21 protein-coding genes are annotated in these 23,108 nt (G+C 65.6%); 15 read left to right on the top strand and 6 right to left on the bottom strand.

Annotated features, from left to right (window positions below):
* Positions 1-247: 247 nt before the first annotated feature.
* Positions 248-1,597 carry a cytochrome-c peroxidase gene (locus AC1DQ3_RS11160; RefSeq protein WP_477120245.1) on the bottom strand — a complete coding sequence of 450 codons (1,350 nt, stop codon included), beginning with the start codon at positions 1,595-1,597 and terminating at the stop codon, positions 248-250.
* A 227-nt stretch (positions 1,598-1,824) separates the two neighbouring features.
* Between AC1DQ3_RS11160 and acpA the strand changes: the two genes are divergently transcribed.
* Positions 1,825-3,972, top strand: coding sequence for an acid phosphatase (acpA, locus tag AC1DQ3_RS11165; RefSeq protein ID WP_477120246.1), 2,148 nt, complete (start codon positions 1,825-1,827; stop codon positions 3,970-3,972).
* A gap of 403 nt (positions 3,973-4,375) precedes the next feature.
* Here acpA and AC1DQ3_RS11170 read toward each other — a convergent pair whose 3' ends face one another.
* Positions 4,376-5,134 carry a GntR family transcriptional regulator gene (locus AC1DQ3_RS11170; protein WP_477120247.1) on the bottom strand — a complete coding sequence of 253 codons (759 nt, stop codon included), beginning with the start codon at positions 5,132-5,134 and terminating at the stop codon, positions 4,376-4,378.
* Between the two features lie 173 nt (positions 5,135-5,307).
* Between AC1DQ3_RS11170 and AC1DQ3_RS11175 the strand changes: the two genes are divergently transcribed.
* The 5 genes from AC1DQ3_RS11175 to AC1DQ3_RS11195 are packed head-to-tail and all read left to right on the top strand — an operon-like array spanning position 5,308 to position 9,794.
* A complete protein-coding gene (locus tag AC1DQ3_RS11175; protein WP_477120248.1) occupies positions 5,308-5,589 on the top strand; it encodes a UxaA family hydrolase in 282 nt (93 codons plus the stop codon).
* Between the two features lie 46 nt (positions 5,590-5,635).
* Positions 5,636-6,811 (top strand): UxaA family hydrolase, encoded by a 1,176-nt coding sequence (locus AC1DQ3_RS11180; RefSeq protein ID WP_477120249.1) that lies wholly within the window; start codon positions 5,636-5,638, stop codon positions 6,809-6,811.
* The gene (locus tag AC1DQ3_RS11185) at positions 6,811-7,746 is read left to right on the top strand and encodes a hydroxyacid dehydrogenase (RefSeq protein WP_477120250.1); all 936 of its coding nucleotides are present in this window, start codon (positions 6,811-6,813) and stop codon (positions 7,744-7,746) included. The genes AC1DQ3_RS11180 and AC1DQ3_RS11185 overlap by 1 nt, the downstream gene beginning before the upstream one ends.
* Positions 7,743-8,750 carry an Ldh family oxidoreductase gene (locus AC1DQ3_RS11190; RefSeq protein WP_477120251.1) on the top strand — a complete coding sequence of 336 codons (1,008 nt, stop codon included), beginning with the start codon at positions 7,743-7,745 and terminating at the stop codon, positions 8,748-8,750. The genes AC1DQ3_RS11185 and AC1DQ3_RS11190 overlap by 4 nt, the downstream gene beginning before the upstream one ends.
* A gap of 60 nt (positions 8,751-8,810) precedes the next feature.
* Positions 8,811-9,794 carry a tripartite tricarboxylate transporter substrate binding protein gene (locus AC1DQ3_RS11195; RefSeq protein ID WP_477120252.1) on the top strand — a complete coding sequence of 328 codons (984 nt, stop codon included), beginning with the start codon at positions 8,811-8,813 and terminating at the stop codon, positions 9,792-9,794.
* Positions 9,795-9,842: 48 nt separating this feature from the next.
* Here the strand turns inward: AC1DQ3_RS11195 and AC1DQ3_RS11200 are convergent, their stop codons facing one another.
* Positions 9,843-10,775, bottom strand: a complete 933-nt coding sequence (locus AC1DQ3_RS11200; RefSeq protein WP_477120253.1) for a LysR family transcriptional regulator — start codon at positions 10,773-10,775, stop codon at positions 9,843-9,845.
* A gap of 210 nt (positions 10,776-10,985) precedes the next feature.
* Here AC1DQ3_RS11200 and AC1DQ3_RS11205 point away from each other — a divergent pair, with 210 nt between their 5' ends.
* The 4 genes from AC1DQ3_RS11205 (at position 10,986) to AC1DQ3_RS11220 (ending at position 13,459) form a co-directional block, all read left to right on the top strand.
* Positions 10,986-11,699 (top strand): succinate dehydrogenase/fumarate reductase iron-sulfur subunit, encoded by a 714-nt coding sequence (locus AC1DQ3_RS11205; RefSeq protein ID WP_477120254.1) that lies wholly within the window; start codon positions 10,986-10,988, stop codon positions 11,697-11,699.
* The gene (locus tag AC1DQ3_RS11210) at positions 11,696-12,049 is read left to right on the top strand and encodes a succinate dehydrogenase/fumarate reductase transmembrane subunit (RefSeq protein ID WP_477120255.1); all 354 of its coding nucleotides are present in this window, start codon (positions 11,696-11,698) and stop codon (positions 12,047-12,049) included. Before AC1DQ3_RS11205 ends, AC1DQ3_RS11210 begins: the two co-directional genes overlap by 4 nt.
* Positions 12,046-12,399: a succinate dehydrogenase, cytochrome b556 subunit gene (gene sdhC / locus AC1DQ3_RS11215; RefSeq protein WP_477120256.1), complete on the top strand. Its 354-nt coding sequence runs from the start codon at positions 12,046-12,048 to the stop codon at positions 12,397-12,399. Before AC1DQ3_RS11210 ends, sdhC begins: the two co-directional genes overlap by 4 nt.
* Before the next feature lie 64 nt (positions 12,400-12,463).
* Entirely contained in the window at positions 12,464-13,459 is a 996-nt protein-coding gene (locus tag AC1DQ3_RS11220) for a Bug family tripartite tricarboxylate transporter substrate binding protein (RefSeq protein ID WP_477120257.1), read from the top strand.
* Between the two features lie 105 nt (positions 13,460-13,564).
* On the opposite strand, the gene AC1DQ3_RS11225 is transcribed toward AC1DQ3_RS11220, so the two are convergent.
* The gene (locus AC1DQ3_RS11225; protein ID WP_477120258.1) at positions 13,565-14,698 is read right to left on the bottom strand and encodes an RNA-guided endonuclease InsQ/TnpB family protein; all 1,134 of its coding nucleotides are present in this window, start codon (positions 14,696-14,698) and stop codon (positions 13,565-13,567) included.
* A 113-nt stretch (positions 14,699-14,811) separates the two neighbouring features.
* On the opposite strand from AC1DQ3_RS11225, the gene AC1DQ3_RS11230 reads away from it, so the two are divergent.
* From AC1DQ3_RS11230 to AC1DQ3_RS11250, 5 genes are read left to right on the top strand one after another with little or no spacing between them, the layout of a single operon-like run.
* Positions 14,812-15,687 carry a fumarate hydratase gene (locus AC1DQ3_RS11230; protein ID WP_477120259.1) on the top strand — a complete coding sequence of 292 codons (876 nt, stop codon included), beginning with the start codon at positions 14,812-14,814 and terminating at the stop codon, positions 15,685-15,687.
* Between the two features lie 2 nt (positions 15,688-15,689).
* Positions 15,690-16,304: a FumA C-terminus/TtdB family hydratase beta subunit gene (locus tag AC1DQ3_RS11235; RefSeq protein WP_477120260.1), complete on the top strand. Its 615-nt coding sequence runs from the start codon at positions 15,690-15,692 to the stop codon at positions 16,302-16,304.
* Entirely contained in the window at positions 16,301-18,028 is a 1,728-nt protein-coding gene (locus tag AC1DQ3_RS11240) for an L-aspartate oxidase (RefSeq protein WP_477120261.1), read from the top strand. The genes AC1DQ3_RS11235 and AC1DQ3_RS11240 overlap by 4 nt, the downstream gene beginning before the upstream one ends.
* Before the next feature lie 25 nt (positions 18,029-18,053).
* Positions 18,054-19,052 carry a Bug family tripartite tricarboxylate transporter substrate binding protein gene (locus AC1DQ3_RS11245; protein ID WP_477120262.1) on the top strand — a complete coding sequence of 333 codons (999 nt, stop codon included), beginning with the start codon at positions 18,054-18,056 and terminating at the stop codon, positions 19,050-19,052.
* An 8-nt stretch (positions 19,053-19,060) separates the two neighbouring features.
* Entirely contained in the window at positions 19,061-20,686 is a 1,626-nt protein-coding gene (locus AC1DQ3_RS11250; protein ID WP_477120263.1) for a thiamine pyrophosphate-binding protein, read from the top strand.
* A 21-nt stretch (positions 20,687-20,707) separates the two neighbouring features.
* On the opposite strand, the gene AC1DQ3_RS11255 is transcribed toward AC1DQ3_RS11250, so the two are convergent.
* Entirely contained in the window at positions 20,708-21,499 is a 792-nt protein-coding gene (locus AC1DQ3_RS11255) for a sulfite exporter TauE/SafE family protein (protein ID WP_477120264.1), read from the bottom strand.
* A gap of 153 nt (positions 21,500-21,652) precedes the next feature.
* Positions 21,653-22,945: an MFS transporter gene (locus AC1DQ3_RS11260; RefSeq protein ID WP_477120265.1), complete on the bottom strand. Its 1,293-nt coding sequence runs from the start codon at positions 22,943-22,945 to the stop codon at positions 21,653-21,655.
* Positions 22,946-23,108 lie beyond the last annotated feature (163 nt).

The raw sequence follows: 23,108 nt of genomic DNA on the forward strand, positions 1-23,108 counted from the left end.
TGAATGCTTGCAAGCGGGGGGCGATCCGCGCGCGGCGGCAGGCCGGGCCCGGGTGCTGCCCACGGCACCGCCCGGCCCCGGAGGGCGCGTCGACGGCCGCCGCAAGTCGCGGTATTGGTTCGCTCAGGCCGCTATCGTATCCCGAAGGGCGGCGGCGTGCCGCGCGACGAAGTGTGGTGCTGACATCTCCTGACAGTAGGGTGCCAGGAGGAAATGGGGACCGATCGGGGAAAAGGAAGGCCGCGCCTCAGTGCGGCGCCGGCACCCGGTAGCCATCGTCGAGCGTCTTCAGGAACGCGATGACATCGCGGATCTCCGCTGCCGACAAGGCGGGCTTGCTGCCCGGCGCACCGCCGAAGGGCGGTTCCATACTGACGTTGCCGCGGTAGCGCGCGGGCAGGTCGTCGAACTTGTCGATGCCGCCATCGGCCTTGCGCGGGTACCACTTGCCTGGCCGGCTGTCGCGCTCCACGTAGAAGCGCAGCACGTCTTCGAGCGAATGCAACGCCCCGTTATGGAAGAAGGTCCTGCGCTGCGCCACGTTGCGCAGCACCGGCGTGCGGAACAGCCCGCAGTATCCGGCGCGGTCCTTCAGGTCGGTGCGATCCGGCCCGCACAGTCCCAGGTCGAAGAAGGCAGGGTCGGCGTTGGCCGCCAGCTTGCGGTTGCGCGGCACGCCCAGCGCGATAAAGCCAAAGTCGCTGAAGGCGGGAAAGACGCCGTCGGCGCTGATCGCGCTGGGATGGCAGGACGCGCAGTTGCCTTTGGCGGGATCGTTGAACAGGCGCAGGCCGCGCGCTTCCTGAGCGGTCAGCTTGACCTGCCGCCGCAGGAACGCATCGTACTTGCTGGTGTAGGGGTAAAACTCGGATGGCGTTTCCTGGAATACCTCCAGCACCATCAGCGCTGCCTGGAAGGCAGGCTCGTCGCGCGCCAGGATATCGGCGCCGAACACCTCGCGGAACGTTTGCGCGTGCTTGCCGCCGCGCAGCCGGGCCGCCACCGCGGCAGCGTCCGCGTTCGCCATCTCATGGGGAGACAGCAGCGGAATGCCGGCCTGCTCGTGCGTGGAAGATGCCCTCCCGTCCCAGTTGTGGCCGCCTGTCGGGCCCTGGTCTTCGCTGTCGTTGCCGTCGTTTTCGTGGAAGTGCTCGGAGAACGGCGGCACATTCTGCACATAGCGCAGCGAGGGTGCCGCGCGCGCGCCGGTGCGCAGCATATCGACGCCGCCCAATTGCACGGAAAGATCGTTGCCCGGGCCATAGGCGTGGTCCGGGCTATGGCAACTGGCGCACGCGAGCCGGCCCGATGCGGACAGCGCGGGATCGAAGAACAGCGACTTGCCGAGCGCCGCCATCGCCGGCACCGAGGGCCGGCGCGTCGCCATCAGGTTGTAGAACGCATCGGCATAAGCTGGCCGCGCGGGCGTGTCCCCGACTACGGCCGGCGCCGATGCGGCAGACGCGGGCGCGGCCGCCGCTTGCTGCCCGGACTTGCCGCAGGCCGACAATGTCAGCGCGAATGCAAGCAGCAAGGCACTGGCGGCGAATCGGGGAAGTGGGCAAGGAAGTGGCGGCAAGACGGAGCGCGGTGGCATCTCTGCGGGGCAGCGGCATGGCGAGGGCGTGGATGGCGCGGCAGCCCAGGCGCAGTGGTTCAGGAGTGGCCCGCAAAGCTAGCACCCACGCATGACATTGGTGTGTCAGACGCCGCTTTGTGCCGGCTTTCCGCTCGGCAGCCATCATCAATCTGACACGGAGCAGCGCGAGAATCGCGCAGAAGTCCGAAAAAAACCGCCGCACAAAAAACTGAAGAGGAAAATCCATGCGCCAGGCTCTGAGGCTCTTTCCCCTTGCCGCGCTGGCCGCGGCCGCGATGACCGCCTGCGGCGGCAGCGACTCCGGTATCACAGGTACGCCTGTCACCACCTCCGGCGTCGTGACCGGCAGCTACTTCGAACATGCCAAGGTCTGCCTCGATGCCAACAATGATGGCAAGTGCGAGAGTACCGAGACCAGCACATACACCGACAAGAACGGCGCCTTCACGCTGTCCGGACAGGGCGCGATCGCAGCGGAGATCGGCGGCGATGCATTCCGCAACGACGACACCGGCGGCCACGCGGCCGTGACCAGCCCGCTGCTGTTCCGCGCGCCGGCCGGCGCCAACGGCGTGATCAGCGCGATCTCGACCGAACTCGTGGCGCTCATGGAATCCAACGGCGGCGACATCGACGCGGCCAAGACCCGACTGGCCACCCGCATCGGCGTTACCGAGGACAAGCTGCTGGCCGACCACAACAAGGAAACCGACAAGACCACCAAGGCGACCCTGCAGGCGGAGATCGACCAGGCCATCGACCTGATCGCCGACTCCGTTGCCGGCGGTGGCGACATCGCCCAGGCCCTGCGCGACGGCGTGACCAGGCGTCTTGCCCTCGACAACATCAAGACGGTAGTGGTGATCTATGCCGAGAACCGCGGCTTCGACAACCTTTACGGCCTGTTCCCGGGCGCCAATGGCGTTCCCGGCGTGAACCCCACGTCGACGGGCACCGCCGCGCCGCAGAAAGACTTCGATGGCTCCGTGCTGCCGGTGCTGCCGCCCACCTGGGGCGGGCTTACCGCGGCAGGACAGGCCATCCAGCTGCCGCAGGCCAACACCGCCAACTGGCCCAACAAGCCCTTCCGGATCGACACACCGGCCGCCTCCGGCGGCGTCAACGAAAGCGGCGTGGAGATCTCGCAATCGGTCATCACGCGCGACCTGGTGCATCGCTTCTACAACAACCAGATGCAGATCAACGGCGGCAAGAACGACAAGTACGCCGCATTCTCGGATGCCGGCGGCCTGTCCATGGGCTACTACGACGGCAGCAAGATGGCGATGTGGCAACTCGCGCAGCAGTACGTGCTCGCCGACAACTTCTACATGGGCGCATTCGGCGGCTCGTTCCTGAACCACCAGTACCTGATCTGTGCCTGTGCGCCGCAGTACCCGAACGCGGACGCCGCCGGCTCGCCCGCCAAGGGCTCGATCTCGGCAATCGATGTCGATGCCAACGGCGACTTCGTGCGCCTGACCCCCGGCACCGGCAATCCCACCTCCGTCCTCACCGGCAAGGCGGTGTACCAGAACGACAGCACGCTGACACCCAAGGACGCCAGCGGCATGTTCTACGCCGTCAACACCATGCAGCCGGACTACCAGCCGAGCGGCAACAAGCCCGCAGCCACCGATACCACCGGGCTTTACGCTGACCCGACCAAGGCGACCACGCTGCCGCCGCAGACCCAGGCCACCATCGGCGACCTGCTGAACGCACGCGGCATCAGCTGGGCCTGGTATGCCGGCGCCTGGGCCAAGGCCACGCAGGATCCGACCGCCATCTACAACAACACCGTGCCCAACTTCCAGGCGCACCACCAGCCGTTCAACTACTACGCAAGCTTCGATCCGGTCACGCAGGCCGCCAACCGCAGCGCGCATCTGAAGGACTTCGACAGCCAGTTCCTGCAGGACGCCGCGGCCGGCAACCTGCCGGCGGTCACGTTCTACAAGCCACAGGGCAACCTGAACCAGCACCCCGGCTACGCGAGTGTAACCGACGGCGACGCCCATATCGCCAGCGTGATCGCGCAGTTGCAGAAGAGCCCGCAGTGGAAGAACATGCTGATCCTCGTCACCTACGACGAAAACGGCGGCTTCTACGACCACGCGCAAGTCCCGACCGGCGACCGCTGGGGCCCGGGTACCCGCATCCCTGCCATCCTGATCTCGCCCTACGCGAAGAAAGGCTTCATCGACCATACGCAATACGACACGGCCTCGGCCCTGCGCTTCATCACCCGCCGCTTCGTGCTGCCGACCCTGCCGGGCCTGCGGCAACGCGACACCGCCCTGGTTGCCAACAAGGGCAAGGCGATGGGCGATCTGACCAACGCGCTGGATTTCACCGCGATGCCGCACTGAGCGCGCCGGCGGGAACCTGAGGCGGCTGCGTGTTCGTAATGAACCGCAAGCGTGGTCGTGGACGCGTTTAATGTCCGGCCGGCTTGTTCGGGTGGTATCGCTCGACGACGCTTCCGGCAGCCGGTGTTCCATTCCGGAGCGCGGACGCGACAGCCTCGACGACTGCCCGGAAAAATCGATTTCGAGACGGGCCTAGGAGTCACTGCTCGATTACGAGTGCGCAAAATCGATTATAAAACGACGAATTTGCACAAAATCAATTTTGCGCGTTGCCAGATGCGCACATGAGCCCCGGTTGTTGAGGGCCGTAACTCATCCGCGGGCTCAAAGCTAGCCAGGTCAGGTTGCTCATACTGCGCGACGGTGTCAGTAGGCTGCTGCACGCTGCGAATGGAAGGACCGGTTAACGGCTAGCCTCTTCCTTCGGCATCTGCGACACGATGAACTCATGCTCCGCAGTGTTCAACGTCGACACCCGCCACTCCACCGGCTGCCGGTGATAGGTGAATGCCAGGCGATGGATGCGCATCAATGGCGCGCCCGGTTCCACCCCAAGCAGCGCCTGCTCCCGCTCCGTCGCCAGCACCGATCGCAGCCTCTCCTCGGTCTGGATCACATTGACCCCAAAGGACTCCTGGTAGAAGTTGTACAGCGTATTGGGCCGGCCCCGTAACTGCGCCTCGGTCAGCCCCGCGAACAGCTTCTCCGGCAGCACGATCTCATCGATCATCACCGGCCGCTCGTCCAGGGACAGCACATTGGTCAGCTGGAACGCCCGCGCCCCGGCCTCCAGTCCCAGCAGCGCGCACACGCTCTTGTCGGCCTTGATCTTGCGGAACGATTCCAGCTCCATCGTCGGATAGACGCGATGGCCATCCTGGTGGGCTACCTTGAAGAAGCGGAAAAAATGGTCGTCGCGCCGGTGCGTGGCCACGAAGGTGCCCCGTCCCTGATGCCGGATCAGCAGGTTTTCCGCCACCAGTTCGTCGATGGCCTTGCGCAGCGTGCCGATCGACACGCCGAAGCGCTCGACCAGTTTCCTCTCCGACGGAATCGCCTCGCCGGGCTTCCATTCGCCATCGGCCAGCGCCTGCAATGCATGCCGTTTGACGTCCTTGTACAGGACGCCGCCCGGCGGAGGGATCTCTCTTAGGTTGCTCATGGCTGGGTGCTTATTCTGAATGACCGCAATGTACCAGAGATTGGCTCCCAGATATCAGCTCATGCAACTCATACATATGACATAGTTGACATGGATGCATTCAGAACCTATTCTTGGTTCCATCGGTTGCCGCTCATCGCATGCTGCGCCGTAACAAAACCCAAGGAGGAGCAATGATTCATGTAGTGCTGCACGATGCAAAAGACACGGTCGCCGTGGCGGTGGTCGAGGGGATCGAGGCCGGGACCGAGCTGAACGCCTGGATCATGGATGAGGACAAGGTCATCACGGTGGTTGCCAAGCAGCCCATTCCGATCGGCCACAAGGTAGCGCTGCGCGACATGGAAGTGGGCCAGACCGTCTTCAAGTACGGCGTCGACATCGGCAAGGTGGTCGCGCCCATCAAGGCCGGCGACCACGCCCACGTCCACAACATCAAGACCAAGCGCTGGTAAGCCGCACCCGCCCCCGTCCCCCATACAACACACCGAGAGAACATCCATGTCCGTCATCGACAACCAGACCACCTTTTGGGGCTATCGCCGCGACAACGGCCGCGTCGGCGTGCGCAACCACGTCATCATCCTGCCGCTGGACGACCTCTCCAACGCCGCCGCCGAGGCCGTCGCAGTGGCCATCAAGGGCACCATGGCAATCCCGCACCCGTACGGCCGCCTGCAGTTCGGTCCCGACCTCGACCTGCACTTTCGCACCCTGATCGGCGCGGGCAGCAACCCCAACGTGGCGGCCGTGGTGGTGATCGGCATCGAAGATGGCTGGACCAAGAAGGTGGTGGACGGTATCGCCAGGACCGGCAAGCCGGTGGTAGGTTTCGGCATCGAAGGCCACGGCGACCACGACACCATCATGCGCGCCTCCAGGGCCGCCAAGGAATTCGTGCAGTACGCCACCGCCCTGCACCGCGTGGAATGCCCGATCGGCGACCTGTGGGTCTCCACCAAGTGCGGCGAGTCCGATACCACCTCCGGCTGCGGCGCCAACCCGACCGTGGGCAACGCCTTCGACAAGCTGCATCCGCTCGGGACCACGCTGGTATTCGGCGAAACCTCGGAACTCACCGGCGGCGAACACATCGTGGCCGCGCGCTGCGCCAACGACAAGGTGCGCCAGGACTTCATGAAGATGTTCAACCGCTACCAGGGCATGATCGACCGCTGGAAGACCACCGACCTGTCCGAGTCGCAGCCGACCAAGGGAAATATCGCTGGCGGCCTAACCACCATCGAGGAAAAGGCGCTCGGCAACATCCAGAAGATTGGCAAGAAATGCACCGTCGACGGCGTGCTGGACAAGGCCGAAGAGCCCACCGGCCCCGGCCTGTGGTTCATGGACTCGTCCTCGGCCGCGGCGGAAATGGTCACGCTGTGCGCTGCCTCCGGTTATGTCGTGCACTTCTTCCCGACCGGCCAGGGCAACGTCATCGGCAACCCGATCGTCCCCGTGATCAAGCTGTGCGCCAATCCGCGCACCGTGCGCCTGATGAGCGAGCATATGGACGTGGACTGCTCGGGCCTGCTGCAGCGCGAACAGACGCTGGACCAGACCGGCGACAAGCTGCTCGAATGCATGATGGCCACCATCAACGGCCGCTGGACCGCCGCGGAAGCGCTGGGCCACCGCGAGTTCGTGCTCACGCGCATCCACGAGTCCGCCTGATGAGACAGGTCTGCATCTGCGAGTTCATGGATGCCGATGCCGTGGCGGCGCTGGACGCTTGCGTCCGGCTACGCTACGAGCCGGGCTGGGTCGACCAGCGCGACGCCCTGCTCGGCGCATTGGCGCAAGCCGATGCGCTGATCGTACGCAACCGCACCCGGGTCGATGCCGAGCTGCTCGACGCCGCGCCCGCGTTGCGGGTGGTCGGCCGGCTTGGGGTGGGGCTGGACAATATCGACGTCAAGTCCTGCGAGGCGCGCGGCATCCGCGTGATTCCGGCCACCGGCGCCAACGCGCGCTCGGTGGCCGAGTATGTGGTCACGACCGCGCTGATGCTGTTGCGGGGCGCCTATCGGAGCCGCGCCGCCATGGTGGCGGGAACGTGGCCGCGCGCCCGCTTGTCGGATGGGCACGAGGCGCTCGGAAAAACGCTTGGCCTGATCGGCTTTGGCGATATCGGCCGCTTGACCGCACGGCTGGCGCAGGCGCTGGGCATGCAGGTGGTGGCGCACGACCCGGCACTGCCTGACGATCATCCGGTGTGGCGTGAATCCAGCGTGGCCCCAGTGAAGCTGGAGGCGCTGCTGGCCACCGCCGACGCGGTGAGCCTGCATGTGCCGCTGGTGCCCGCCACGCGCCATCTCATCAATGCGGAGCGCTTGCGTGGCATGAAGCGTGGTGCGGTGCTGATCAATACCGCACGCGGTGGCGTGGTCGACGAGGCCGCGCTGGCCGCGGCGTTGCACGAGGGATCGCTGGCGGGCGCGGCGCTCGATGTCTTCGAAACCGAGCCGCTTGCCGCGGGCGGTATCCTGGCGGACGCGCCGAACCTGGTGCTGACGCCGCATATCGCCGGCGTCAGTCATGAGGCCAACGTGCGCGTTTCCATGATGATTGCGGACGCTGTAAAGGACGCCTTGGGAGTGCATGCATGACCACCTTTCACGCAGAAGAACTGGAACGACTTGCCGCGAGCGCGCTGAGAAACGCAGGCGCCAGCGCAGCGCAGGCAGGCCCCACCGCGCACGCGCTGGTGCAGGCCGACCTCGCCGGCCTGCCCTCGCACGGCGTGTCGCGCGTGCCCATGTATGCGGCGCACCTGCGCCACCAGCGCGTGAACGGGGATGCCGAGCCCACCGTCGCGCGGCAGACGCCAGGCACCACGCTGATCGATGCGCAATCGGGCTTTGCCTTCCCTGCCTGCGCGCAGGCGGTCTCGGCTGCCATCGCCAGCGCCCGCGCGTGCGGCATCGGCGCAGGCGTGGTGACCAACAGCCACCATTTCGGCGCGGCGGCGCTGCATCTCGATCCGGTGGCGCAAGCCGGCATGATCGGCATCGCGATGGGTAACTCACCGGCTGCGATGCCGGCCTGGGGCGGCCGCACGCCGCTATTCGGCACCAATCCGATCGCTGCCGTGTTTCCGCGCCGGGATGCCGATCCGCTGGTCATCGACCTGTCGCTGTCGGAAGTCGCGCGCGGCAAGATCATGGTGGCCGCCAGGCAAGGCAAGCCCATCCCGCCGGGCTGGGCGCTCGATGCCGACGGCAACCCGACCACCGACGCGCAGGCCGCGCTGCGCGGTTCGATGCTGCCCGCGGGCGGTGTCAAGGGTGCGATGCTCGCCCTGCTGGTGGAAACGCTGATCGTGTCGCTGGCTGGCGCGCACTTCGGCGCGGAAGCCGATTCCTTCTTCGAAGACGCCGGCAACCAGCCACGTATCGGCCAGTTGTTCCTGGCCTTCAATCCGCGCGGCTTCGCAGGCGATGCGGCTTACCACGCCCGCCTCGAAGCCCTGATCGCCGCCATGCTGTCGGACAGCGGCACCCGCCTGCCCGGCGCGCGGCGCATCGACGCGCAGGCCAAGGCGCGCGAGCACGGCATCGATATTCCCGAAGCACTGGAACAGGAGTTGCGCAAGCTAGACAGAATGTATTGACCTGCCGCACCGCATCCACGGCGCCCGCCAGAAGGCGCCGGTCCCACCAAAGGAGACACCATGCACTGCACCTTCCTCCGGCCCATCGCCGGCTCGTTGCTGCTATCGCTCGCGCTGCTGGCCGGACCGGCCGCAGCCACCAGCGCCCCCGCAGCCTTCCCGGCCAAGCCGGTCCGCTATGTCGTTCCGTTTGCCGCCGGAGGCCTCACCGATATCTCGGCGCGGCAGGTCGGCCAGTACCTGGCCGAGGAATGGAAGCAGCCGGTGGTGGTGGAGAACAAGCCCGGCGGCAATGCGAATATCGGTGCCGAGCAGGTGGCGCGCGCCAGCGCGGACGGCTACACCTGGCTGGCGGTGACGCTGGCGCATTCGTCCAACGTCACGCTGTTTCCGCGCCTGGCCTTCAATATGCAGAAGGACCTGGTGCCAGTGGCGCGCATTGCCTCGTCGCCGATGATGGTTGTCGTGCCTGCCAGATCGCCGATCAAGTCGCTGAAGGATCTGGCGGAAGCGGCACGCAAAGGCCACCTGACGGCCGGGTCCAGCGGCAACGGCACGCCGCCGCACCTGGCGCTTGCCTTGTTCGAGCGGCTCACCAGGACCACCATCACCCACGTGCCCTACAAGGGCGGCACACCGTCCATGACCGACCTGATCGGCGGCCAGATCGACGTGGTGTTCTCGAACTTCCCGGAATCGCTGCAGAACGTGAGAGGCGGCAAGCTGCGCGCATTGGCTGTGACGACGCGTGAGCGCCATCCGCTGATGCCGGATGTGCCGACGGTGGCCGAAGCCGGCTTTCCCGATCTCATCGTGGAGAACTGGACCGGCCTGATGATGCCCGCCGGCACGCCGCAGGCCGTGATCGACAAGGTCGGCAACTCGGTGACCAGCATGCTGGAGGTGAGGGGCGTGCGCGAGCGCATTATCGCCAGCGGCTTCACGCCGGCACCGATGGCAAGCGCTGCGTTCACCACCTACTTCAATGGCGAAGTCGCACGCTGGGGCAAGCTGATCAAGGAACAGGACATCCACGCCGACTGAGACGGCGGCGCTGCCGCCTGGTCCTTCAGTCCTTCAGTCCTTCAGTCTTCAAGAGGCTGCGCGCCCGTCGCGCGCGGCCTCCGGCTGCCTGCCGCCGCGAATTGCACCGCTCTGCCGGAAGTATCCCTTGATGACATCCGTAAATGCCTGGCGCGCATGCGTCGAGCGTTCCAGCAGGCCAACGCGGCGCCGCACGTCGATGCCGTCGAGCGGCACGAGGCGCAACAGGCTGTCGCCGGCCCAGGTGACGTTGGCCAACTGCGGCACGATGGAGACGCCGAAGCCCTGCCGCACCAGTTCGATGATCGCCTCGTTGGAGTTCAGCTGCATGCTCTCGTTCACGGTCACGCCGCACTGGTCCAGCACTTCCTGCACCAGGTTGCCCGTCCAGGTGCCCGGCTCGAAGCGGATGAACGGGGCTTCGGCAAGGATCTCGCGGCTCTCGTCGGGCAATGGGAAATGCGGGTGGCGCGGCACGATCAGCACCATCGGCTCGGTATATAGCTCGGTCCACACCAGGTTTCTGGCAAGCGGGCGCGGCGAGCGCGTGACCACCGCCGCATCCAGCTCGCCGTGCTCCACCTTGACCGCGAAATCCGCCGAGAGGCCGGCAAAGAGCCGCACGTCCAGGCGCGGATGCTCCTGCTTGATGGCCCACAAGGCATCGGCGAAAGCGCCCATCAGCACGGACACCAGGGCACCGATCGCCACCGTTCCCGAGAGGCTATCCTCGCGTCCGGCGGCAAGCGCCTCGTATCGCTGCACCAGCGCCTCCAGTTCCGGCACCAGGCTGCGTCCCGCGGGATTGAGGATGGCCGCGCGCGCGTTGCGGTCGAACAGCTGGCAGTTCAGGTCTTCCTCCAGCGCGCGGATCTGCAACCCGACCGCGGCGGGCGTCAGGCCGATCTGCTTGCCCGCCGCGGCGAACGTGCCGCACCGTGCCACAGCCAGGAAGGTCTTGAGGGTGCGGATGGACGGCATGGCGGCTCCGGGAAGGCGATGCGGGGGTAACGACCGCGCAAGGACTGCCACTGACGCGCGCGGGGAGAGAAAGGAATTCTTTATCTCGACAAGAGAATTACTAGCTTTTTGCTTGCCGTGCAATCCGGAACAATACGAGCGGACTGCCCGTATCGACCAGCCCCGCAGACATCGCAGCGGCGCACCGAAACCCCTCCCCCAATCGACCCCATGACTACTCTCAACGTTCGAGTATGGCGCGGCAATGAGGACGGCGAATTCGTCTCCTACGAAGTGCCGCGCAACGCAAGCCAGACGGTGCTGGACGTGGTGACCTACATCCAGCGCCACCTTGAGCCGGACCTCGGCTACCGCTTTGCCTGCCGCGTCGGCATGTGCGGCTCATGCGCCATGAGCGTCAACGGCAAGGCCCGCTGGAGCTGCCGCACGCACGTCGCCAAGGTCGTGCAGGGCAATGCGCTGGAAATCGCCCCGCTGTCAAACCTGCCCGTCATCAAGGACCTCGCCACCGACATGACGGCCTTCTTCGACAAGTGGGCAGCCGCCAAAGGACAGTTCAAGGGCGCCACCACGCGTCACGACCCCTTCGCCAGCGTCGAGCCCGCCTCTGCCGCGCGCCAGGCCGCCGATGCCGGCATCGAGTGCATCGGCTGCGGGGTCTGCTACGCCTCTTGCGATGTGGTCGGCTGGCGCCCCGACTATCTAGGCCCGGCCGCGATGAATCGCGCGTGGACGCTGGTCAACGATGTGCGCGACGTGGTGGGCACCGAACGCTTGCGCGCCGTTGCCGGTGACGCCGGGTGCCACAGCTGCCATACGCAGGGCTCCTGCACCGAGCGCTGTCCCAAGCAGCTTGCGCCCACAGCGGGCATCGCCGGGCTCAAGCGCATCGTCGCCAGGGCCGCGATCAAGGGGGAGCTATGAACAAAGCCATCCCGATTGCCACCCAGGCCAGGCTCTGGTACTGGCAGCGCATCAGCGCCATGGTGCTGGCGCTGTGCGTGGTGGGCCATCTCATCGTCATCCTGATCGCCGTGCGCGGCGGACTCTCCGGCTCGGAAGTGCTGGCGCGCACGCGTGGCAACTGGGCCTTCGGCGCCTTCTACGCGTGTTTCGTGCTGGCCTGCACCGTGCACGTGCCGATCGGCCTGATGCGGATCGCCGAGGAATGGCTGGCATGGCGTTCGCGCAGCGTGGTCGCCGCGGCCTGGCTGTTCTCCGCCGTGCTGGCCGCCGCCGGCCTGCGCGCCGTCTACGCGGTGGTGATGCCATGAAGAAGAACGATATGCGCGCGCGCAACCATGCGGCTTATTGGGCCTTCGTGATCCACCGGCTTTCCGGGCTCGGCCTGGCGCTCTTCCTGCCGGTCCATTTCTGGGCGCTCGGCCACGCCATCCAGGGCGAGGCGGCGCTCGACGGGTTCCTGAAGCTCACCGACAACCCGCTGTTCAAGGCCGGCGAGTGGGGCCTGGTGATCCTGCTCTCGCTGCACATGATGGGCGGGATCCGGCTCTTGCTGATCGAGTTCCGGCCGTGGACCGGCCTGCGCAAGGACTGGGTCGCAATCAGTCTCGGCGCCGGCTTGTGTACTGGCCTGGCTTTCATGCTCTCGCTGTATGCATAGGCGCGCATCGATGAGCGCCGCTGCCTGAAGCAGCGCCATTCCCACTACATCAAAGGAGACCACCATGACCCATTTCCCGAAGTCCAGGAGCCGCCGGCGTTGCCTGGCGCTCTGCCTCGGCGCAACCGCGGTGCTTGTGGCCGGCGCCGCGCAGGCAGATCCGTGGCCGACCCGCCCGGTCACGCTGATCGTGCCGTTCGCCGCCGGCGGCAGCACGGATGTGCTCGGCCGCGTGATCGCCCAGAAGCTAAGCGAGATATGGAAGCAGAGCGTGGTGGTCGAGAACCGTCTCGGCGCGGGTGGTGCCGTGGGCGCGCAGGTCACCGCGAAGTCCGCGGCCGACGGCTATACGATGATGCTGGCCTCGGGCAGCATGTTCACCGTCAATCCCTTCATCTACCAGCGGCTGCCATACAGCGCCAAGGATTTCACCTTTATCACCAACGTGGCCAGCGGCCCGATGCTGGTCGTCGTCAATTCCGAGTTGCCTGCCAGGAACCTGAAGGAACTGATCAGCCTGGCGAAGTCCCAGCCCGGCAAGCTCAATTTCGGTTCGGCCGGCACTGGCAGCCAGGTGCACATGGCGGGTGAAGCGTTCGCCGATGCGGCAGGCATCAACATCACCCACGTGCCCTACAAGGGCGAATCGCTGGCCTACAACGACCTGATGGCGGGACAGCTCCAGCTGATGGTGGGCAATATCGCGGCAGCCTCGCAGTTCGTGAAGGGCGGCAAGCTGCGCGCGCTCGCGGTCACGGGCAACGAACGCTCGCCCATGCTGCCCGACGTGCCGACCGTGGCGGAGGCCGGCCTCACCGGCCTGGAAAATGTAACGGGCTGGTTCGGCTTCGTGATGCCGGCGGGCACGCCCCCGAGGGTCGTCGCCAAGGTGCAGCAGGACACGGTCAAGGTGCTGGCGGACCCCGACACCCAGGCGCGGCTGCTCGCGCAAGGCATGAAGCCGGTCGGCAATACGCCGCAACAACTAAGCACGGCCATCGCCACGGAATCGCAGCGATGGGAAAGGATCGTCAAGAACCGCAACCTGGCCGCCAACTGAGCGCGCGCCAGACACATCCGAGCCGAGCATCGAGGACAGGCTTGACTGCTCCCCTCCCTAAAGGAAAGGGGATTCCCACTTCACAGACGGCAACCCTAAATCATCTCAGAGAGACATGGGACTTACGCTTTCTCCATGGGCTGACACCGCCAGTCCAGCGGCCAAAACATTGCGCGCAGCGTTGATGTCACGGTCGTGGATCGACCCGCACTCCGGGCACGCCCACGAGCGCACATTCAACGGCATCTTGGCAACGGTATGCCCGCAATCGCTGCACCGCTTGCTGGATGGGTACCAGCGGTCGATGCCAACCAGCGTGCGCCCGTACCACTGCGCTTTGTACTCAAGTTGCCTGACGCATTCCGTCCAGCTCGCATCGCTGATTGACTTCGAGAGGCGCTTGTTCTTCACGAGATTTTTGACGGCAAGGCTTTCGATGGCGATCACTTGGTTTTCGTTTATCAACCGGGTCGAAAGTTTGTGCAGGAAGTCCCTGCGGGAATCTGCCGTCTTCGCGTGCATGCGTGCAACTTTGAGTTTCGCCTTCCTGCGATTGGCGGAACCCATTTCCTTCTTTGCAAGACGCCGTTGCAGCTTGGCGAGCTTGGCTTCGTTTTTGCGAAACCCATTCGGCGCGGCGATCTTCTCGCCGGTCGAAAGAATGGCGAAATGCGTAAGCCCCAGGTCGATACCGACCTTGCTGGCCGACTTCGGCTTGGCGGCTACAGCAGCGTCGCACAACATCGAGACGTGGTATCGCCCCGCTGTGTCTTTCGACACCGTGACTGTCGTTACCTTCGCGCCTTTGGGGATCATGCGCGACCAGCGGATAACCAGCGGCGCATCCATCTTCGCCAGCTTCAGCGAAGCGCCATCCCACTTGAATGCGCTCGTCGTGTACTCGGCAGATTGCACACCGTCTTTGCGGCGGAAATTCGGGTACTTCGCACGTTTGGCGAAGAAGTTCGCAAACGCCGCTTGCAAGTGGCGCAACGCCTGCTGCACCGGAACCGAACTGACTTCGCTCAACCACGCATGTTCTGGCGTTTTCTTGAGCGCAGTAAGTGCTGCGGATGTTTCGTGATAGCCGACCCGTTCCTGACGCTGATACCAGGCATCGGTACGCAACCGCAGCATGTGGTTATAGGCAAAGCGCGCGCACCCGAACGTCCTGGCAAGAATCACTTCCTGCTCGGGCGTTGGGTAGAACCGGAATCGGTATGCACGCTTAATTTCCATGCCTCACACAATATCAAACATTGTGTGAGCACTCAACCGCAGGAGAAGCAGCCTTGCGGCTGCGCTCCTACCACTCCCCGCCCTGAAGGACGGAGTTTCTCGGAGCAAATCTGATGAACATTGATCTCTCACTACTGGAAGACGCGGCCAGGGAACTGTATATCCGCGCACTGAAGATACTGCCGCCCGACGTCAAGGACGGCATCGCGCGACTGCATGAACATGAAACCTCCGCTACCGCGCGCAGCGTCCTGGCCACCATGAGCCAGAACATCCGCATCGCGCAGGAGACCGACAACCTGCTTTGCCAGGACACCGGTGTGCCGATCTACAACATGACGATAGGCGCCGGGATCGCGGTCGACGGGCACGCCTTCAAGCAGGCCATCCGCCGCGGCTGCGAGCGCGCCACGCGCGAGCATCCGCTGCGGTCTTCCGTGGTGCATCCGCTGACGCGCAAGAACAACCACACATCCTGCGGCATCGAGGTGCCGGTGATCCATATCGACTTCGACGACACGCCGGGGCGCATGACGCTGGAGATGGTGCCCAAGGGCAGCGGCTCGGAGAACAACTCCTTCCTCAAGATGGCGATCCCCGCCGAAGGCATCGATGCCATCAAGACCTTCGTCATCGACAGCGTGATCGCCGCCGGCGGCAAGACCTGCCCGCCGACCATCGTCGGCGTGGGCCTGGGCGGCACCTCGGACCTGTGCGTGGCGCTGGCCAAGCGAGCCGCCACGCGCGCGCTCGGCACGCAATGCGCCGATCATGACGGCGCGGCGCTGGAAGTAGAACTGTCGCGCGCCGTGAACCAGCTCGGCATCGGCCCGCAGGGCCTGGGCGGCGATGCGACCGCCTTCGCGGTGCATGTCGAGCTGGCCTCGACGCATATCACGATGAACCCCATTGCCGTCAACATGCAGTGCCATTCCGCGCGGCGCGCGAGTGCCACGTTCACCGCTGACGGCGTCAGCTACGGATTCTGACCATGGCGCACTACGAACTCTCCACGCCCGTGACGGAGGCACAGATCCGTCAACTGCGCGTCAATGACACCGTGACCCTGCAGGACACCCTGTACGGCATCCGCGACGCCACCCAGATCCACATGTTCGACCGCGGCCGCAAGACGCGTTTCGATCTCCGCGGTCATGCGGTGATCCACACCGCGCCCAATGTGCGCAAGGTGCCGGCCAGCGCCGAACATCCCGCCGGCTACCAGCCGGTCTGCATCGGCACCACCACCTCCGACCGCATGGAGCGTTTCACCCGTCCCTTGATGACGCAGAACGGCGTGCGCATGATCGTCGGCAAGGGCGGCATGCGCGAAGGCTCGCTGGCGGCATTCCAGGAACTGGGCGGCGTGTACCTGGCAATCATCGGCGGCACGGCGGCGCTGGAGACCACGTGGATCGAGCGGATCGAGGACGTGGATCTCGACGATCTCAATCCCGAATCGCTGTGGCGCTTGCGCATCCGCGATTTCGGCCCGCTGCTGGTGGCCATGGACAGCCACGGCAACAGCCTCTACACGGCGGTCAAACAGAACACCGCAGACCAGCGCGCCGCCGTGCTGGCCAGCCTGGGAGTGGCAAAGCCATGAAGACCATCAAGCGACTGCAGACCGATGTGCTGATCCTCGGCTCCGGCGGCGCGGGCCTGTTCGCCGCGCTGCACGCGCACCAGCAGGCTCCCGAGCTATCGATCACCGTGGCCGTGAAGGGGCTGCTGGGCAAATGCGGCTGCACCCGCATGGTCCAGGGCGGCTACAACGTGGCGCTGGCGCAGGGCGATTCTGTCGAACGCCATTTCATGGACACCGTGGAAGGCAGCAAGTGGCTGTCTGACCAGGAACTGGCGTGGACGCTGGTCACCAAGGCGGTCGAGCGCATCCACGAACTGGAGAACGAGCTCGGCTGCTTCTTCGACCGCAACCCGGACGGCACGGTCCACCAGAAGGCATTCGCCGGGCAGACCTTCGACCGCACCGTGCACAAGGGTGACCTGACCGGCATCGAGATCATCAACCGCCTCGCCGAGCAGGTCTGGAGCCGCGGCATCAACCGGCTGGAAGAACACCGCGCCGTCGAGCTGATCAAGACGCCGGACGGCCAGTCGCTGTCAGGCGTGCTGATGATCGACATGCGCAGCGGCGAATTCGTGTTCGTACAGGCCAAGGCCGTGCTGCTGGCCACCGGCGGCGGGCCGACCATGTACAAGTTCCACACACCCTCGGGCGACAAGAGCTGCGATGGCCTGGCGATGGCGCTGCGGGCCGGCCTGCCGCTGCGCGACATGGAGATGGTGCAGTTCCACCCCACCGGGTTGCTGGCAGGCAAGGACACGCGCATGACGGGCACCGTGCTCGAGGAAGGTTTGCGCGGTGCCGGTGGCTATCTGCTCAATGGCGACAAGGAGCGCTTCATGCACAGCTACGACGCGCGCGGCGAACGCGCCACGCGCGACATCGTTTCGCGCGGGATCTATGCCGAGATGCGCGCCGGACGGACTTCGCCCAATGGCGGCGCGTATATCCAGATGCGCCACCTCGGTCCCGACAAGGTGCGCAAGCAGTTCAAGGGCATGGTCGAGCGCTGCGGGGACTGCGGCTTCGACCTCGCCGGCGATCTCGTCGAGGTGGTCCCCACCGCGCACTACATGATGGGCGGTCTGCAGTTCCGCCCCGACTGCAGCACGGAACTGCACGGCCTGTTTGCCGCCGGCGAAGATACGGGCGGCGTACACGGCGCGAACCGCCTCGGCGGCAACGGCGTGGCCAACTCGACCGTGTTCGGCGGCATCGCCGGCGACAGCATGGCCGCCTGGACGCGGCGCCACAATACGCTGCGCGCGCCCGACGAAGCAGCGATCGCGGCTGCCATCACCTTCATGGAAGCACCGTTCGGCAAACCGGCGGGCAGCCTCGAGCCAATCCGCGAGGCGCTGTTCGACTGCATGTGGGATGACGTCGGCATCATGCGCACGCGCGACGGCCTGCTGCGGGCTCGCCAACGCCTGGCGGAACTGGAGCAGGCGCTGAAGGCAACCGGCGTGGCAGACGGCCATCGCGCGTTCAACGTCACCTGGCACGACTGGATGAACCTGAGCAGCCTGATCGGCGTGAGCCAGGCCATCGTGGAAGCCGCGCTGTCCCGCGAGGATTCGCGTGGCGCGCATTTCCGCGAGGATTTCCCGGCTACGGGCGACCTGCCCGGCTCCAGCTTCACCGTGGTGCGCCAGCGCGACGGCAAGCTGCAGCTGACCCGCTCCCCCGTGCAATTTACCCGCGTCGCTCCGGGGCAGACGATCCTGGAAGAGGCGGCCTGATGTAGTGCGCAGGTGGAGGAGACTCATGAACATCCTGGACAAGAAACAGAATGGTTTCCGAGCGGCGGCGCTCGCCGCGATACTGCTCTGCACCGGGGGCCTTGCTGCGGCCGATAGCGTCACCGGGCGGCCGATCACCGTGGTGGTGCCTTACAGTGCGGGTGGCGATGCAGACCTGTCCGCGCGCAACCTCAGCGCCGGGGTAAGGAACGTGACTGGCGAAACCCTGGTGGTCGTCAACAAGGCCGGGGCCGGCGGCGCCATCGGCTCGCAGTTCGTGCGCGACGCCAGGCCAAACGGGCAGACGCTGTTGCTTGGACGCGTCGGCGCGCAGGCGATCCTGCCGGCGCTGCAGCCCGACCTGGGCTACAAATGGAATGAATTCACGCTGCTCGGGTTGCTGGAGCTGAACCCGGTGGTCTGCGTGGTCAGGGCGGCATCCACCTACAAGACGCTGGACGACCTGCTTGCCGCCGTCCGCAGCCAGCCCGGCAAGCTGAACTACAGCACCTCCGGTCCGGGTACGGTGTTGAACCTGACCACGCAGGCCTTGCTGCAATCGGCCCGGCTCGACAAACAGGCCGTGGTCCAGGTTGCCTACAAGGGCGGCGGCGAGGCCACTGCGGCGGTGCTCTCCAGCGAGGTCGATTTCACCTGCAACAATCTGACCGCGTTGATCGGTAATATCAAGGGCGGGAAACTGCGCGCGCTGGTGACCACCTCGCCGCAGCGCCTGCCGGACCTGCCCGACGTGCCGACCGCGAGCGAGGCCGGCCATCCCCGGCTCGAAGCGCTCAACGGCTGGAGCGCGCTGTACGGGCCTCCGGGCATGGATCCCGCATTGGTGGAGAAGTGGGCCACGGTGCTGCCGAAAGTCGCAAGCGATCCGCAGTGGAGGACCGGGGTCCTCACCATTGCTTCGATCCCCACGGTCATGTCGCCGTCCGAGACGCGCAGGTTTGTCGAAGCCCAGGTGACGATGTACGAACAACTGGGCAAGTCCCTCAACATCCAGCTTAAATAGGAACTCCCATGACGAAGTCCCATCGCGGCGCCGATGCGCTGGCAGGCGCACTGGCCAAGGCCGGCGTCAGGCGCATATTCACCTTGTCGGGCAATCACATCATGCCGGTGTTCGATGCCTGCCTCGACGCGGAAATCGCGTTGATACACACGCGGCATGAAGCCGCCACCGTGCACATGGCCGATGCGTGGTCGCGCATCACAGGCGAAGTCGGCATCGCGATGGTCACCGGCGGGCCGGGCCACGCCAACGCGGTATCCGCGCTCTATACCGCGCAGATGTCGGAGTCGCCGCTGGTACTGCTGTCGGGCCATGCGCCGAACAGCCAGCGCGGCTTTGGCGCCTTCCAGGAAATGCGGCAGGCCGAGATGGCGGCGCCGGTCACCAAGGCGTCGTGGGCCTGCGCCAGCGCGGATACGGTTGCCGCGGACATCGCACTGGCAATGCGTATCGCGGCATCCGGACGGCCCGGTCCGGTGCACCTGAGCCTGCCCACCGATGCGCTGGAAAACGCCGTGGCCCGCGCCGGCGAACCGGCCTCGATCGCTACGCCGGCGCAGGCACCTGCACTCGATGCGCAGACGGCGTCCGAGGTGCTGGCGGCACTGGCAGCGGCCAAGCGCCCGCTAATCCTCGCCGGCCCCGCCTGGCTCACCGCGCGCGGGCGCAGACACACGGTGGAGCTGGAAGCACGCACCGGTATTCCGGTAGTCGGCATGGAAAGCCCCCGTGGCAATAACGATCCGAGCCTTGGCGCATTCGGGCAGATGCTGGCACAGGCCGACTGCGTACTGCTGCTGGGCAAGCGTCTCGACTTCACACTGAAGTTCGGCCAGTCTCCCGCCTTCTCGACCGACTGCAAGTTCCTGCAGATCGATGCGGACAATGCCGAACTGGAGCGCAGCCGCCGTGCGGCTGGCGCCCGCTTGCTGCTCGCGCGGCACGCGCAAGCCGGCAGCGCCATCGCGGAGCTGATCGCCGGCGCGGCCGGACGGGACCAACATCACGCGTGGCGTGAGGAGGTGAAGGCTGCCATCCGCTACCGTCCTGAACCGTGGAGGACGGCATCGTCGAAGGGCGCGCTGCACCCGGTCCAGGTGTGCAGTCCCCTGCAACCGATCCTGGCCAGCCATCCGGAGGCGGTGCTGGTCTCCGACGGCGGCGAATTCGGGCAGTGGGCGCAAGCCTGCCTGCAAGCGCCGCACCGCGTCATCAACGGTCCGGCCGGCGCCATCGGCAGCGCCCTGCCCATGGCGCTGGCGGCACGGCTGGCCAAGCCGGAGGCACCCGTCATTGCCATGATGGGTGACGGCACCACCGGCTTTCATATCGCAGAATTCGATACCGCGGTGCGCTACGGCCTGCCCTTCGTCGCCGTGGTCGGCAACGACGCGCGCTGGAACGCGGAGTACCAGATCCAGCTCAACAGCTACGGCAAGGACAGACTGGTGGGATGCGAACTGCTGCCCACGCGATACGACCAGGTCTGCGCGGCGTTCGGCGGACATGGTGAATTCGTGCAGGCGCCGGAGCAGTTGCTGCCCGCCGTGCGGCGCGCCATTGCATCGGGCCGGCCGGCTTGTGTCAATGTGCAGATGGAAGGTGTGCCCGCGCCGGTCGTGGCACGCAGGTGAGCGGCGCGATGCGCCGCAGCCCTATCCCAGTGCGCTGCGATAAACCAGGCCGAGTCCGGCAGCGATCAGGATGGTCCATACGACGCGTATGACCTTGGCCGGCGCAATGCGCCGGTGCAGCCAGCCGCCCATGACGTAGCCCGCAATGGCGCACGGCATCAGCAATGCCGCCAGCGTGAAGATGGCGGCATTGGCATACAGTCCCGCTACCGCGAACAGCACCAGCCGCCCGAACGCCGTCAGCACGATCAGTGTGCTGGTGGTGGCCCGCAACTGCGCGGGATCGCGCAGCCGCCCCGCGAGGTAGATCGTGTAGAGCGGTCCGCCGGTACCGAACATTGCGGTCAACATGCCCCCCACCGCGCCGAAAGGCACCGACAACCTGGGATCCAGCTCGCTGAAGCCGCGCTTGAACAGCAGGTTCCACGCGGAATACAGCAGCACGAACAGGCCGAGCAGGAGCAGCAGCGGACGCTCCGGCGCGAACATCAGCAGCGCCAGGCCTGCAACCATGCCGGTCAGCACGCTCGGCATCAGCCTGCGCAGTTCGCCCACATGTACATGGCTGCGGCTGCGCATGCCCAGCAGCGTCCCGGCAACGAGATCGAAGAACAGGATCATCGGCACGGCGGTGCGCAGCGGAACGATCTGCGTAAGCAGCGGCATCGCCATGATGGAAGAGCCGAACCCGGTCAGCCCGAAGATCGTATAGGCCCACAGCACGATGGGCGCCAGGCAGGCGAGTTCGAGGGGAGTCAGCCGGGTCTGCGACAGGAGGGTTTCGATGAGCAAAATGAGCGGGCGAGGAGCCATGTGGGGGCAGCCTCATCATAGGAGGCAATCCCTTGCCAAGTCAATCATCTCAACCATCTCAACTATCTCATCTATATGAGCTACCCAGCCGCGCGCGAATGGCGCCACGTGCCACGCCAGAGTGAGTTGCGCGCGCGCTTGCAAAAAGGCCCCCTATGCGTTCGCCGTTGAAGGCACCTGGCGTTCCCGCGCCTGTACCCGGGGTTTCACCAATGTCCAAAGCAATACCATCCCGATCAGATCGCCACAGCCGAGCGCGACAAAGAACGGGGTGTAGCCCGTGCGGCTGACTAGCCAGCCGATCGTCAGGGTGAAGCAGAGGTTGCCGATCCCCGCAACGAATCCTGCCAGCCCGGTGACGGTAGCCACCTCCCGGCGCGGAAACAGATCGGCCGAAAGCGAGATCACGGAGATCGACAGGGTCTGGTGCGCGAATCCGCCGAGGCACAACAGGAAGATGGCCAGGCCCGGGCTCTTGACGTAGCCCACCCCCGCCATCCCGATCATCAATATGGCGCCCAGCGAGAACGCCACGCGTTTGCCGTCGAGGATCGAGGTGCCAAAACGCCTGTTCAGGTAAGCCGAGATGGTGCCGCCCATCATGCAGCCCAGGTCCGCGGCCACAAACGGCAGCCACGCCGTCAATGCAATCGTCTTGAGATCGAATCCACGAGCCTGATAGAGATAGAGCGGCATCCAGTAGACCAGCGTGCCCCAGACCGGATCGGCAAAAAAGCGAGGTAGCGCAATGCCCCAGAAATTGCGCTGCGAGAGAATCTTGCGGATAGTGGGTTTCTCTCCGGTGCCGTCACCTTGATCGCCCTCCTGCCCCGCGGCAATGAACGCGGCTTCCTCCTTGCCGAGCGCCGGGTGCGCGTCAGGGTGGCGGTAGCACACGAGCCACAGCAGCGCCCAGCACAGGCTCAGGCCGCCGGCGATGATGAACGCCATCTCCCAGCTATACATGAGGATCGACCAGGCGATCAGCGGCGGTGCCATGATGGCGCCGACCGAAGCGCCAAGGTTGAACACGCCGGCGGCGAATCCGCGTTCACGCGCGGGAAACCAATACGCGGTAGCGCGCATCCCGGCGGGGATGAAGGCCGCTTCCGCCAGTCCGAGCAGCCCTCGCAGGACGAAGAGGCCGATCCAGCCTGTCACGAAGCCGTGCGCAATGCAGATCAGCGACCACGCCACGCCGCAGATCAGGAAGCCGACCCGCAGGCCAATCCGGTCCATCAGGTAGCCCGTAAGCGGCGCGCCGATCGGATACATGACCAGGAACGCACCGGTAATCCACCCATACTGCTGCATGTCGATGTGCAAGTGCTGCATGACGGTGGGCGCCGCGACCCCCAGCGAGCTGCGCGCCAGGTAGTTCATGATCGTGCCGAGCGTCAGCAGCCCGATCATCCACCACCGCAGTCCTCTTATCTTGATTGTCATATCCATCTTCCTATTACTACTGTGTTAAAAAATAAGGCATTATTTGCTTATCTTCAAGTGAGTTACGAGGAAAGCGATGGAAGCCTCTACGAAACGGTTCGAGGAGTACGTGTCTCTAATGGCCCAGTCGCTTGGGCATGCTGATCGCGTGGAGCCGTTTCGT

Source organism: Cupriavidus sp. 01T418 (assembly GCF_056398885.1).

What these genes read in the sequence shown, in the direction of transcription:
- AC1DQ3_RS11260 (WP_477120265.1), bottom strand. Translation starts at nt 22,945, where the DNA reads ATGACAATCAAGATAAGAGGACTGCGGTGGTGGATGATCGGGCTGCTG.
- AC1DQ3_RS11205 (WP_477120254.1), top strand. Translation starts at nt 10,986, where the DNA reads ATGACTACTCTCAACGTTCGAGTATGGCGCGGCAATGAGGACGGCGAA.
- acpA (WP_477120246.1), top strand. Translation starts at nt 1,825, where the DNA reads ATGCGCCAGGCTCTGAGGCTCTTTCCCCTTGCCGCGCTGGCCGCGGCC.
- AC1DQ3_RS11160 (WP_477120245.1), bottom strand. Translation starts at nt 1,597, where the DNA reads ATGCCACCGCGCTCCGTCTTGCCGCCACTTCCTTGCCCACTTCCCCGA.
- AC1DQ3_RS11180 (WP_477120249.1), top strand. Translation starts at nt 5,636, where the DNA reads ATGTCCGTCATCGACAACCAGACCACCTTTTGGGGCTATCGCCGCGAC.
- sdhC (WP_477120256.1), top strand. Translation starts at nt 12,046, where the DNA reads ATGAAGAAGAACGATATGCGCGCGCGCAACCATGCGGCTTATTGGGCC.
- AC1DQ3_RS11190 (WP_477120251.1), top strand. Translation starts at nt 7,743, where the DNA reads ATGACCACCTTTCACGCAGAAGAACTGGAACGACTTGCCGCGAGCGCG.
- AC1DQ3_RS11220 (WP_477120257.1), top strand. Translation starts at nt 12,464, where the DNA reads ATGACCCATTTCCCGAAGTCCAGGAGCCGCCGGCGTTGCCTGGCGCTC.
- AC1DQ3_RS11250 (WP_477120263.1), top strand. Translation starts at nt 19,061, where the DNA reads ATGACGAAGTCCCATCGCGGCGCCGATGCGCTGGCAGGCGCACTGGCC.
- AC1DQ3_RS11200 (WP_477120253.1), bottom strand. Translation starts at nt 10,775, where the DNA reads ATGCCGTCCATCCGCACCCTCAAGACCTTCCTGGCTGTGGCACGGTGC.
- AC1DQ3_RS11170 (WP_477120247.1), bottom strand. Translation starts at nt 5,134, where the DNA reads ATGAGCAACCTAAGAGAGATCCCTCCGCCGGGCGGCGTCCTGTACAAG.
- AC1DQ3_RS11245 (WP_477120262.1), top strand. Translation starts at nt 18,054, where the DNA reads ATGAACATCCTGGACAAGAAACAGAATGGTTTCCGAGCGGCGGCGCTC.
- AC1DQ3_RS11235 (WP_477120260.1), top strand. Translation starts at nt 15,690, where the DNA reads ATGGCGCACTACGAACTCTCCACGCCCGTGACGGAGGCACAGATCCGT.
- AC1DQ3_RS11240 (WP_477120261.1), top strand. Translation starts at nt 16,301, where the DNA reads ATGAAGACCATCAAGCGACTGCAGACCGATGTGCTGATCCTCGGCTCC.
- AC1DQ3_RS11175 (WP_477120248.1), top strand. Translation starts at nt 5,308, where the DNA reads ATGATTCATGTAGTGCTGCACGATGCAAAAGACACGGTCGCCGTGGCG.
- AC1DQ3_RS11225 (WP_477120258.1), bottom strand. Translation starts at nt 14,698, where the DNA reads ATGGAAATTAAGCGTGCATACCGATTCCGGTTCTACCCAACGCCCGAG.
- AC1DQ3_RS11255 (WP_477120264.1), bottom strand. Translation starts at nt 21,499, where the DNA reads ATGGCTCCTCGCCCGCTCATTTTGCTCATCGAAACCCTCCTGTCGCAG.
- AC1DQ3_RS11195 (WP_477120252.1), top strand. Translation starts at nt 8,811, where the DNA reads ATGCACTGCACCTTCCTCCGGCCCATCGCCGGCTCGTTGCTGCTATCG.
- AC1DQ3_RS11185 (WP_477120250.1), top strand. Translation starts at nt 6,811, where the DNA reads ATGAGACAGGTCTGCATCTGCGAGTTCATGGATGCCGATGCCGTGGCG.
- AC1DQ3_RS11230 (WP_477120259.1), top strand. Translation starts at nt 14,812, where the DNA reads ATGAACATTGATCTCTCACTACTGGAAGACGCGGCCAGGGAACTGTAT.
- AC1DQ3_RS11210 (WP_477120255.1), top strand. Translation starts at nt 11,696, where the DNA reads ATGAACAAAGCCATCCCGATTGCCACCCAGGCCAGGCTCTGGTACTGG.